Source organism: Shimia biformata, assembly GCF_016888515.1.
Classification (GTDB): Bacteria; Pseudomonadota; Alphaproteobacteria; order Rhodobacterales; family Rhodobacteraceae; genus Shimia_A; species Shimia_A biformata.
Map to the genome: position 1 here is coordinate 1,430,412 of NZ_JAFEJK010000001.1, position 11,898 is coordinate 1,442,309.

The following is an 11,898-nucleotide window of genomic DNA, read 5'->3' on the forward strand; positions in this document are numbered from 1 at the left end:
ATGGAGCATTCCCGGAGGAGGGGCTATGCTGCATCAAACATCTGGCAAGCCCTTGTTTTTCGGGCGCCTGGCAGAGGGAGGGCAGGCGATGGCAGGATTGCAGAGATCGGTGGGGCGGCGCGTGCTGCTGCAACAGATCCGCCATGACGAGGCGGTGCCTCGAATCGATCTGGCCGAAAAGACGGGAATCAGCCGCGCCACGGTCACAACCATCACCGCCGAACTGCTGAAGGCTGGATTGATTGAAGAAGTGGCCCGCGAAGGCGAGACTTCGGGCAGCAAGCGCGGCCGCCCCAAGGTCGATCTGAAAATCCGCGGCGCGGCGCGGATCGTGGCGGGGGTGAAAATCTCGCACCGGTCCTTCTCGCTGGTCTTGATCGACTTCGAAGGCAATCTTCTGGCCGAACATGAATGCGAAATGTCCGCACCCACCCTGTCGGCCGAGGACATGGCGCAGGAATTGCGCGATGGGGTGGATGCACTGGCGGCGCTGGCGGGCAAGTCGCGCAAGGACATATCCGGGGTTGGGGTCGGGATCGCCGGTGTCGTGGATGCGCCGGAAGGTTTCGTGCATTGGTCGCCATCGCTGAACAGGCGCAACGTCGCCCTTGCCGCCACGATCGAAGCGGCGATGGGGGTTCCCGTCTTTGTCGACAACGACGCCAACCTTGTTGCCGTGGCCGAGAAATCCTTTGGCCTTGGCCGCGCGGTTTCGGATTTCATCGTGGTCACGATCGAGGCCGGGGTCGGCATGGGGATCGTGATCGGCGGAGAGCTTTATCGTGGCACACGCGGCTGCGGCGCTGAGTTTGGCCATACCAAGGTGCATCTTGAGGGCGCGCTGTGCCGATGCGGGCAACGCGGCTGTCTCGAAGCCTATGTCGCCGACTATGCGCTTCTGCGCGAGGCTTCCGTTGCCGGGTTCGATCCGCAGGCCGGGCGGCAGGCGGAGCGGGTCGTCGCGCTTCTGAGTGCGGCGCGCGAAGGGGACGCGCTGGCGCGGTCCATCGTCGAACGCGCAGGCCGCATGTTCGCCATGGGGCTGGCCAATATCGTCAATATCTTCGACCCGCAGTTGATCATCCTTGCCGGGGAACAGATGCAGTTCGACCATCTCTATGCCGAGGAAGTGATAGACGAGATGAAAAAATCCATTGTCCAGATCGACAAGGCCCCGCCCGAGGTGGTGATCCACAAATGGGGCAACCTGATGTGGGCCAAGGGCGGCGCGGCCTATGCGCTGGACCGGGTCAGCGACCTTGCACTTGAGGAACTTGGCGACAATGCGGACTAGCTTTCTGGCGCTGATGGCGCTTGTCTCTCCGGCGATGGCGGACCCTGCCTTTCAGCCGGTCGAAATCGCCCAACATGTCTATGGCGGCGGGTGGGAGCATTTTGTCGGCGGCGGGCTGGCGGTGTTTGACTGCAACGGCGATGATCGCCCCGAGATGCTGGCCGCCGGGGGCGAGAACCCGTCGACCCTGTTCCTGAACAACTCCACACCGGGCAATATCCGTTTCGAACCAATGCCGGACGGGCTGGCGATCACCGGCATGACCGGGGCCTATCCGCTGGACATCGACGGGGACGGCACTCTTGACCTTGCGATCCTTCGCGCAGGTGAAAACCGGTTGCTGAAAGGGCAGGGGGAGTGCCAGTTCACGCCCTTCGATCTTGACCTTGCAGGCGGCGACCGCTGGACCACCGCCTTTTCCGCCACCTGGGAAGCGGGGCAGGACTGGCCGACGCTGGCCTTTGGCAACTATGTCGACCGCAGCGACCCCGATGGCCCGTTTGAAGCCTGCGACGACAGTTTCCTTTATCGTCCCGCGGGCAAGGGATATGGCGCGCCGATCCCGCTGACGCCCGGTTTCTGCCCGCTGTCGGCGCTGTTCTCGGACTGGTCCCGCAGCGGCCACGCTGACCTGCGGCTGTCAAACGACCGTCACTATTACGTGCGGGGTGGACAGGAACAGATGTGGGCGATGGAAACGACCCCGCGCCTTCTGACCGAAGCCGACGGCTGGCAGCGCCACATGCTGTGGGGCATGGGCATCGCCCAGCGTGACCTGACCGGCGACGGCCTGCCCGAGGTCTATCTGACCTCGATGGGCGACCAGCGGCTTCAGGTGCAGACCGGCGAGGGGGCGGCGTTCGTTGACGTGCCCTTTGACCTCGGCACCACGGCGCATCGGCCCTATACCGGCGGCGACGGACGCCCTTCGACCGGATGGCATGTCGCCTTTGGCGATGTCGATCTTAATGGGCGCGACGATATTTTCGTGTCGAAAGGCAATGTCGAGCAGATGCCCGTGGCCGCCATGCTGGACCCCAACAACCTGCTGATGCAGGGCGCAGATGGCAAATTTGTCGAAAAGGGCGACGTGGCCGGTGTTGCCTCGCTTCATCGCGGACGCGGTGCGGCGATGGTGGATTTCGACGGCGACGGGCTTTTGGACCTTGCCGTGGTGAACCGACGCGCGCCGCTGGAGGTCTGGCAGAACGTGACCGCGACCGATGGCAACTGGCTGGCCGTGGAGCTTTCGCAACCGGGTGGCAATCGCTTGGCGGTTGGCGCGTGGCTTGAACTGAAACTCGGTGACCGCATCCTGACGCGCGAAATCACGGTCGGCGGTGGTCAGGCCGGTGGCACATCGGTGCCCGAGCATTTTGGTCTGGGCGCGGCTGAACGCGCGGATTTGCGGGTGATCTGGCCAGACGGGGCCGTCAGTGATTGGGTTGTGCTGCCGATCAATCAGACCAGCCGAATTGCGCGAAACGGTGACACCCTAGCGGTCGACGGGTAGGCCGCTGGGCACCGCGTCAGGCAGACCCATCCGACCAGACAGGCTTTCCGGGTCGCTGAGCGCAGCAAGAAAGGCGATCAACTCAGCGATTTCGTCGTCCGACAGCACAATGGGCGCCAGTTCATTGGCGGCGGCAATCGCCGCGACCTCGTCGCGGTCACTCATGATCCGCAGATCGTCGGCGCGGGTAAACGCCGGCAGCACCATCTGCGCCGGGTCATAGGCCATCAGGCTGGCAACCGGATCAAGGTGATGCCGGATCACGCCCTCAAGCGTGGCATAGGCCCCGGTGTGGCCATAGGGCGCGGTGTCGAAGATGTTGCGCAGGGACGGGGTGCGGAACCGATAGGCGTCCTCAGCATCCCCGGTGACGCGCATCCGGCCCAGATCGCGGGCGTGGCTTTCGAACCGGGCGGCCTTGCCCGGCCCGGTCTGGGGCATGGCGATGGCGTGAAAATCGTGATCGGTCTGGAACTGGCCCGCGTGACAGGTGCCGCAGCCCGCCTTGCCATAAAACAGCTCCATCCCGCGCAAAGCGGGCGCAGGCAGGTCGGCTTCGCCCCGCAGGTAGCGGTCAAACGGGCTGTTGTCGGCGCGCCATTCAACGTCAATGAAGGCGGCGATGGCATTGGCGATATCGGTAAAGCGGATCGGTTGATCCGCGCCAATGACCTGATCGAAGCGGGCGCGATATTCGGGGATCGCGTCGATCCGCGCCGACAAAAGATCCCACGCGCCGCCGGGTTGCGACAGGAACCCCTGCCGCACCGCACGGGCGATTTCATTTTCTGAGTAATGCCCGGCCATCTCGTCCCCCGACAGGACCGGGAACATCGCCTGCGCCGAAAGGACACTGTCAAACCCCGCGACCATGTCCTGACCCAATGGCGTGCGCATGCCGCCGGGCTGTGTCGGGTCGGCCTCAAGCCTCCCGTCGTGGAACATCACGGTGAACTCGGTGGCCCCAAGGTTGAACAGGGCAGGCGCGTTGCGCGGGATGCGCTGTTCGGGCGGGTTTTCCGAGCCGGTCACACGCTCGGGGCCAAGCCCCTTGCCGCCGTCGCCCACGCCCAGAGACAGCCCGTCCGAGGTGCCGAACCGGGGATGATGACAGGTGGCGCAGGAAACCTCGCGGTTGCCGGACAGGATCGGATCGTGAAACAGCAGCCAACCCAGTTCGACCTTGGCCGGTTCATGTGTGGGAAAGCTGGCATCCGCGTTGGGCAACGGCCCGGCCAAAGCGGTGGTTGCGGTCAGGAACAGGGCAAGAGCGGCGCGTTTCAGCATGAGATCAGACCGGTGCGATGGTGACGTCCAGCCGTTGATGATAGGGCTGGTCGGGTGAAATCCAAACCGGCGGAAAATGCGGCTGGTTCACGCTGTCGGGGAAATGTTGCGGTTCAAGGCAGAGCCCGGTGAACCTGCCATGGTCCTGACCGGCCAGCGGTTCATGTTGCCGGGTCAGATAGGTTGCGGTGTAAAACTGGATGCCCGGCTGGTCGGTGTCGATCGACAACTGCAGCCCACCGGCCGTGACCTCGGCGGCGGGACCAGAGCCATCCAGCACCAGGTTGGTGTCAAACCCTTCGCTTTCGGGGTCTGCTTCGGACAACAGGCGGGGCGCCCGGAAATCATAGCGCGTGCCGGTGACGTCGCGGATCTCTCCTGTCGGGATCAGCGTGTCATCGACAGGTGTGTACAACGGCGCGGCGATGCGAATCCGGTGGTCGCGCACGTCGCCGGTGCCGTTGAGATTGTAGTAATTGTGCTGCGCCATTGCGACCGGGGTCACCGTATCCGTGGTTGCCCTCATGTCATAGCGCAGCCGGTGGCCGTCCAGCGAGATGGTGACCTCAAAATCCACATTGCCGGGAAAACCCTGATCTCCATCCTCGGACCGCAGGGTCAGGCGCAGGGCGCGAGTGCCGTCGGGTTCCATCTGCCAATTGCGTTCACCAATTCCGACCGGACCGCCATGCAGCGTGTTGGGGCCGTTGTTGGCGATCAGGGGATAGGTCCTGCCCCCCATCGCAAACCGCGCTCCGGCAATCCGGTTGGCGACGCGGCCGACAATCAGGCCGTGATTGGGGGAATTGGCAAGGTAGGCGGCGGGGTCCCGATATCCCAGAACCACCGACCGCATTTTGCCGCCAATCGAGACGCGCCAATCCTGCGTGGCGCATCCGACCGACAGGATCGCGACCGAGACATCGCCATTTTCAAGGACGTGCCTTCTGACGTCTTCGGCCGCGATCTGTTTCGTCATCTCAGACAAACCTGTTTACGTAGTTTTCCAAGTATTCCTGACGGCCAGACCGCGGCTGGGGATCAATCTCGCCCGACAGGACCTTGGTAAAGATCGTGTCGAAATCGCTGTCCAGCATCGCCTTGGCGCCCGCAGTGTCCCAGCCTGCATAGCGCTGTTTCAGCGCGTCTTCCAGACCGCCGTCCTCCAGCATTGCGGCGGCGGCCTTCAGGCCACGGGCGCAGACATCCATGCCGCCGACATGCGCGGCGATCAGGTCGTCGGCATCCAGCGACTGGCGGCGCAGCTTGGCGTCGAAATTGGTGCCGCCGGTGGAGAAACCACCCGATTTCAGGATGTGGTAATAGGTCAGCGCGACCTCGGGGACATTGTTGGGGAACTGGTCGGTGTCCCAGCCGGATTGATAGTCGTTGCGGTTCATGTCGATCGAGCCCAGCATGCCATCGGCGGCGGCCACGGCAACTTCGTGTTCAAAGGAATGCCCGGCAAGGATCGCGTGGCCCTGTTCGAGGTTCAGTTTCACCTCACCCTCAAGCCCGTATTTGCGCAGGAAGCCGATACAGGTGGCGGCGTCGAAATCATATTGGTGCTTCGAGGGCTCCTGCGGTTTCGGTTCGACAAGGATCGTGCCCTCGAAGCCGATCTTGTGCTTGTACTCGACCACCATGTTCAGGAAGCGGCCCATGTGATCCAGCTCGCGCCCCAGATCGGTGTTCAGCAGGGTTTCGTACCCTTCGCGCCCGCCCCACAGCACATAGTTCTGCCCGCCGAGGCGCTTGGTCGCGTCCATGCAGGATTTCACCGTCGCGGCGGCATAGGCAAAGACATCCGGGTCGGGGTTGGTGGACGCGCCCGCCATCCAGCGGCGGTGGCTGAACATATTGGCGGTGCCCCACAGCAGCTTGACCTTGCGGGTGGACATCTTTTCTTCAAAGTAATCAATGATTTCTTCAAAGTTCTTCAGGCTTTGCGCGAAGCTGTCCGCTTCCGGCCGGACGTCGGCATCATGCCAGCAGAAGAACGGCACGTTCAGGATGTCGAACATGTCGAATGCGGCGTCGGCCTTGGCCTTGGCGGTTTCCATCCGGTCCTGCGGGTGCCACGGGCGGACAAAAGTCTGGCCGCCAAAGGGGTCTCCACCTTCCCATGCGAAGGAATGCCAGTAGGCAACCGCGAAACGCAGGTGGTCCTCCATGCGTTTGCCCATGACGACTTCGTCGGGGTTGTAGTGGCGGAAGGCCAGCGGGTTGGTGCTTTCGGGGCCCTCGTACTGGATGGGCGCGATACCGTCGAAGAATGTCATAAGAGTGCCTTTACTGATGGGTAGAGTTTGCGGAAATGGCCATAGGCGTCGTCGAATGCGCCGGTAAGCTCCGCGTTTGGTTGGATGGTTTCTGCGATTTCGGGTTTGGTCATGACCTCGGCCGGGGCCGCGCCGGTCACGCCGATCATGGCGAGCCGGGCGGCGCCAAGTGCGGCACCCAGTTCGCCCTTGGCGGGCAGGTCGATGGGCAGGTTGAACGTAGTGGCCAGAAGCTGCACCCAATAGCGCGACTGCGCGCCGCCGCCGATGGCGATCAGCCGGTCCAGCCGGGCACCTGTCGTGCGCAGCGCCTCAAGGCTGTCGCGCAGGCCAAAGCTGACGCCTTCGATCACGGCCTGGGTCAGCGCGGCGCGGTCCGTGGCGATATCAAGGTTCAGGAATCCGCCCCGGATTTGGGCGTCGTTATGCGGCGTGCGCTCGCCCGAAAGATAGGGCAGGAAGTCGACGTCGCCGGGGGCCATGAGGTCGGCGCCAAGCGCATTCACCAGATCCGCCGGGGCACTGTCGAGGATACGCGCAAGCCAGTTCAGCGAATCCGTCGCGGCCAGCATCACGCCCATCTGGTACCACTTGTCCGGGACCGCGTGGCAGAAGGTATGCACCGCGCTGTCCGGCATCGGTGCGAAGCTGTCGCGGGCCGAAAGAAGGACGCCGGATGTGCCCAGCGAGACAAACCCGTCGCCCTCGTCAAAGGCGCCGATCCCGCAGGCCGCGACCGCGTTGTCACCGCCTCCGGCGACGACCCGAACGGTCGGGGCAAGCCCCAGCTCGGTTGCTTGGTCGGGACGCAGGTGGCCCACCACATCACATCCCTCATGCAGCTTCGGCATCTGATCGGCGCGCATGCCCGAGGCTTGCAGCAGGTCGTTCGACCAGTCGCGCGCCGCGACATCCAGCCAGGTCGTCCCGGCGGCATCGCTCATGTCGCCGGAATGGATTCCGGTCAGCCAGAAGACCAGGTAATCCTTTGGCAACAGCACTTTGGCAACTTTTTCAAAGACGTCGGGCTCATGGTTCTTCACCCAGACCAGTTTCGGCGCGGTGAAGCCGGGAAAGACGATATTGCCCGAGATGTCGCGCACCCCCGGCATTGCGTCCAGCGCGGCGGCTTCGGCGTGGCAGCGCGTGTCATTCCACAGGATGCAGGGCCGCAGCACGTTGTCGGCGCTGTCCAGCAGGGTCGCACCATGCATCTGCCCGGATATGCCGATCCCGGCGATGCCGGCGAACTCGACAGGGTAGGTGGCCTTCAGCTCGGACAGGGTGGTGCGGCAGGCCGCGATCCAGTCGGCCGGGTCCTGTTCGCTCCAGCCCGCGTGGGGATGGGCAACCGGATAGCCGCGTTCGGTCGCCCCGACCGGGGTTCCGTCTTCGCGCACGAGCAAGGCCCTGAGGCCGGACGTGCCAAGGTCCAGTCCGAGATACATGTGTTTCCTCCCATTGGCGCCATTCTGCGCGATTTAATTTTTGTGTCAAATTAAAAAGCGGACTGCAAGCGATTTTCCTCTGACGGCGCTTGTGGGGCGGGGCTTTGGCGGGCTAGAACAGAAGAATGAACCGGGACAGCCAATTGCACATGATTGCCGCCAGCCTTGCGATCATCGCCACGATCGCGATGGGCTGGTTCCTCAATTCCGCTCAGGCGATTCTGGTGCCGATCGTACTGGGTGCGCTGATGGCCTTCCTGCTGGACGGCATTTCGCGCGGGCTTGAGCGCATCCCGCTTTATGGCCGGGTCCCGGTGGGGTTCCGGGTGGCGATCACGTCGCTTGTGCTGTTTGTCCTCTTGATCATCGGGGTCGCCTTTTTTGCGCGCAACATGGAGCCGGTCGTGCGCGCGCTGCCCAGCTATCTTGAGAACCTGTCGTTGCTGGCCTCGCAGATCGCAGGGCGTTTCGATTATGAGGTCGAAATCACCTGGCAATCGCTGAACAAGCTGTTGTTTGACAGCGTGAACCTGAACGTCATTGTCCGGTATACGCTGAATTCCCTCAGTTATTCAGCGGGTTACCTGATCGTCGTCTTCCTCTACGCCATCCTGTTCCTGCTTGAGAAAAACGTGCTGCGCGCCAAGATCGGGCATATCGTCGAAGACGCCGAGGCGGAAACAAATGTCTGGTCGACCTTTGACCTGATCACCTCTCAGATCGGCACCTATTTCACCATGAAGACGCTGGTCAACACGGTGCTTGGCATCCTGTGCTACGTCATCTTCCTGCTGTTCGGGATCGAGTTCGCGGGTTTCTTCGCGCTGCTGACGGCGATCTTCAATTACATTCCCTATGTCGGGTCATGGATCGCGGTGGCCCTGCCGATGCTGTTTGCCACCGGCCAGTTCGGTCTGGGCTGGGAAGTGCCGGTGCTGCTGGTGCTGACCGGCGGCGTCCAGATGGCCATCGGCTATTTCTGGGAGCCGCGTCTGATGGGCAAATCGATGAACCTCAGCCCCGTCGTGGTGCTGATCTCGCTGGCCGCATGGACCGCGATCTGGGGGCTGGCGGGCGCAATTCTGTCGGTGATCCTGACCTCGGGCGTGATGACCGTGCTTGGCCTGTTCCCGTCGACCCGGCCCATCGCGATTCTGATGACCAACACCGGAGAACCGCCGGTCGAGGTGCTGGAAGGGCGCCGCCGCGACAGGTAATCAGGCGGCGGCTTCCTCGGATTCGTCGCAAAACGCCAGAAGCGCGTCCAGATCCGGGGCGACATAGGTCGCGATTCCGCCCGAGAACTCTTCGAACGCGTCCTTGTTCATCCCGTTGGTGCCGGCAATCACAGTGGCCCCCTGCGCCAGCGCCTCGCCCAGCAGTTCGCGGAACCCGCGGCCGTCGGCCTCTTGCTTGCCAAACTTGTTCAGAAGAAACACGTCAAAGGGGTCTTGCATCCGGGTGGCGACCTCACCGGCAGCCGTTTCCAGCGCCTCGGGGTTCAGGCGGCAGCCAGTCGACTCCTTGCCCAGGAATTGCGAGATGCGGATGCTGGGACCATCGGGCAGAACCTGCACATCCATGTCGCAGCGATGGCAGTCATCGCGGTCAGAGTTGACCTGCACAATCCCGCAGGTGCGTTTGCCGCGCTCTGCAAGTTTTTTTGCCAGGTCAAACAACAGCTCGTCCAGCTCGCCCCGGCCATCGGTCATGGTATATGCGATCTTCATCCCAAAGGTCCTTGTCTTTGAACGATGCCTGTTTACCCGGTTTCTCAAATCGGAACAATTGCGGCAACGCCGCAGGGCTGCCGTTGTCCAGGCCAATGAAAAAAGGGCGCCTTCCCCCACAGAAGACGCCCTTTGGCGAAAGACAAGTGGTGCGCGTTACAGGATCAGCTGCGCCTCGTGCTTTCGCAGCGTGAGACGCGCGGCGTGATACTCGGCCATGCCCTGTTCGTTTTGCAGTTCGGGGAACAGTTCAAAGATTTCGCCCCGCTGCGCGCTGTCCATACCAGCCATCGAGAAATCGCCGGGCTGGAAGCTTTCGGACCAGGCGCCGTTCGCCAGTACGACTTCGTGATTGTCGAACATGAAGTGGACATACTCGACGCCAACGGTGTCCAGTTGCTTGATACCCGGCTTGTGCGTCAGGTGCTTGGCGGCCGCCAGCACCTCAGGCTCATCGAACAGCAGTTGGGATTGCTGGTTCACAAGAAGCATGCGGTGGCTTGGCGAAACCATCAGGTCACGATCAGGAAGGTTCGGACCAAGCGAGTCCTTGCGGATCATAACCGGACGAAGATGCGGATTCGCCAACAACTGACGGCCGTCAAGACGCTTGCGGCCAACCCAGCGAATGGTCTGAAGCCCGTTGTCACGGGTGACCACGCGGTCGCCGACTTTTAGATCCTTTGCCGCAACCTCACCCGATGGGGTCAGGATGGCCGAATCTGTCGTGAAGCAGAAGATGGTGGGATCTTCGGTAATATTCTCGATGTTGTAGAATTCGGCATGACCGGTTTCCTCGCCCGCGGCGTTGAAGAAACGGATGATGCCGTTTTCGCTGTTGGTCGGATCGTATTCGACCGTGTAGCTGCCACCGGGGTTTTCATTCTCGGCCATGCCGATGGTGTTGATCGTGTCGTTGTCGACCCCACCTTCGCCACCGTCGATCGTGTCGCCGGCACCGACCAGATAGAACCCGTCCTCATCGTCGCCGCCGTGCAGCTCGTCGCTGCCCTGGCCGCCGATCAGAGTGTCGTTTCCGCCCTGGCCATAGATGACGTCGTCGCCGACGCCGCCCCAAAGCAGGTCGCCCTCGTCGCTGTCTTCCTCGGTGGTGGTGACGTCAAAGAAAACATCGGTCACCGTGACCGTCGAATTGTCGTCGTCGTGCTGATAGTGGATGATATCAATCCGCGCGACGGGGCCGGGGATCTCGACCAGCACCGAGTTGTCGAGATTGGTTTGCGAGCCGCCATTGGCGGTCGCGATGGCGGCCTCGTCACCGGGAAAGCCGTCATAATCTTCCAGGACAAGGTTGGTGGTGTCGCTGGTGTGCAGGATCACCTCGACCTGGTTGCCTTCGGCGTCGTAGGCGCGAACCTTCACGATCGAGTCGAAGTCGATGTCATTGATGCGGAACTTGACCAGATTGACTTCCTCGGAGAACTCCAACTGGTTGACCGAGTATTCGTTTTCGTTATTCGCCCTGATCTTCAGAGCGCTGTTGGGATTGACGGTTTCGTCGCCGCTGAAGATACCCGCCGTGGCCTGGGGGTCCTCGGTGTATTCCATTTCCATGCCCGCATTCGTGGGCTGGGAATAGGTCACGGTGACAGAGCCGGTGTTCTGGACATAAAGCGGACCAAGATCACCGTCGTCGGGTTCACCCAACTCGCTCCAGTTAAAGCTTTCGCGCACGGTGATCGTGGTTTCGCAGGCCGGATCGTTGCCGCCATAGATGGTGTCGTCACCCGACCCGCCGCCGATCGTGTCAGAGCCGTCGCCGCCATAGATCAGGTCGTCACCGCCCTGACCGGCGATAATGTCGTCGCCTTCGCCGCCGTAAATGACGTCTGCACCTGCGTCGGCAAGGACCGTGTCAGCACCGTCGCCGGCGCTGATCGTGTCTGCGCCCGACGTGACAGCGTCGCCTTCGGAGTCAGTGTAGCCGGATTCAATCAGATCGTCGCCATTCGTGCCGTCGACGATGCCCGGTCCAGTAGGATCAGCCATTATTCCCTCGTTTCCCAACCCGACGCGACCTTCTGGACAGACCTGCCTTGCGCGGAAAAACGCAGAATTGCGCCCGCAGGAACCGACAGGTCGTCGGCCGCATCAACAAGATGCTCAATTGTATGGTTGGCCGCCCCCCAGCCAAGTCTTCGCCCCCCAGTCGGACGTGGCAACAATATGGCGCAGAAGATGTATCTCGGAAACAGAGATTCGAGCAATTAAGGCAAAATTTTGCCCGGATGCTTAATGAATGTGCCTGTTTTTGGCCCAATTATGGCGGGGACCGGTCGCGATTGTTTCAGCAATTGGGCCAGAAAAAGGCAGAAATATGGCG

General features: G+C 62.2%; 9 protein-coding genes. 3 read left to right on the forward strand and 6 right to left on the reverse strand.

Going from position 1 to position 11,898, the window contains the following annotated elements; genetic code table 11:
• The first annotated feature begins 88 nt into the window (after nucleotides 1-88).
• Together JQ863_RS06995 and JQ863_RS07000 are read left to right on the forward strand one after the other, a co-directional pair.
• Nucleotides 89-1,294, forward strand: a complete 1,206-nt coding sequence (locus JQ863_RS06995; RefSeq protein WP_239113226.1) for an ROK family transcriptional regulator — start codon at nucleotides 89-91, stop codon at nucleotides 1,292-1,294.
• Nucleotides 1,284-2,807 (forward strand): CRTAC1 family protein, encoded by a 1,524-nt coding sequence (locus JQ863_RS07000; protein WP_204113581.1) that lies wholly within the window; start codon nucleotides 1,284-1,286, stop codon nucleotides 2,805-2,807. Before JQ863_RS06995 ends, JQ863_RS07000 begins: the two co-directional genes overlap by 11 nt.
• Here the strand turns inward: JQ863_RS07000 and JQ863_RS07005 are convergent.
• Genes JQ863_RS07005 through xylB form a run of 4 tightly spaced genes read right to left on the reverse strand, consistent with a single transcriptional unit; the run spans nucleotide 2,790 to nucleotide 7,824 of the window.
• Nucleotides 2,790-4,094 carry a cytochrome-c peroxidase gene (locus JQ863_RS07005; RefSeq protein ID WP_204113582.1) on the reverse strand — a complete coding sequence of 435 codons (1,305 nt, stop codon included), beginning with the start codon at nucleotides 4,092-4,094 and terminating at the stop codon, nucleotides 2,790-2,792. The genes JQ863_RS07000 and JQ863_RS07005 overlap by 18 nt on opposite strands.
• Nucleotides 4,095-4,098: 4 nt before the next feature.
• Nucleotides 4,099-5,073 (reverse strand): aldose epimerase family protein, encoded by a 975-nt coding sequence (locus JQ863_RS07010; protein ID WP_204113583.1) that lies wholly within the window; start codon nucleotides 5,071-5,073, stop codon nucleotides 4,099-4,101.
• A gap of 1 nt (nucleotide 5,074) precedes the next feature.
• Complete coding sequence (gene xylA, locus JQ863_RS07015) at nucleotides 5,075-6,376, reverse strand: xylose isomerase (protein WP_204113584.1); 1,302 nt, start codon at nucleotides 6,374-6,376, stop codon at nucleotides 5,075-5,077.
• Complete coding sequence (xylB, locus tag JQ863_RS07020) at nucleotides 6,373-7,824, reverse strand: xylulokinase (protein WP_204113585.1); 1,452 nt, start codon at nucleotides 7,822-7,824, stop codon at nucleotides 6,373-6,375. The genes xylA and xylB overlap by 4 nt, the downstream gene beginning before the upstream one ends.
• Before the next feature lie 125 nt (nucleotides 7,825-7,949).
• On the opposite strand from xylB, the gene JQ863_RS07025 reads away from it, so the two are divergent.
• The gene (locus JQ863_RS07025) at nucleotides 7,950-9,041 is read left to right on the forward strand and encodes an AI-2E family transporter (RefSeq protein WP_204113586.1); all 1,092 of its coding nucleotides are present in this window, start codon (nucleotides 7,950-7,952) and stop codon (nucleotides 9,039-9,041) included.
• Here the strand turns inward: JQ863_RS07025 and JQ863_RS07030 are convergent, their stop codons facing one another.
• The gene (locus JQ863_RS07030) at nucleotides 9,042-9,554 is read right to left on the reverse strand and encodes a DUF2478 domain-containing protein (protein ID WP_204113587.1); all 513 of its coding nucleotides are present in this window, start codon (nucleotides 9,552-9,554) and stop codon (nucleotides 9,042-9,044) included.
• A 156-nt stretch (nucleotides 9,555-9,710) separates the two neighbouring features.
• Nucleotides 9,711-11,564 carry a Hint domain-containing protein gene (locus JQ863_RS07035; RefSeq protein ID WP_204113588.1) on the reverse strand — a complete coding sequence of 618 codons (1,854 nt, stop codon included), beginning with the start codon at nucleotides 11,562-11,564 and terminating at the stop codon, nucleotides 9,711-9,713.
• Between the last annotated feature and the right edge of the window lie 334 nt (nucleotides 11,565-11,898).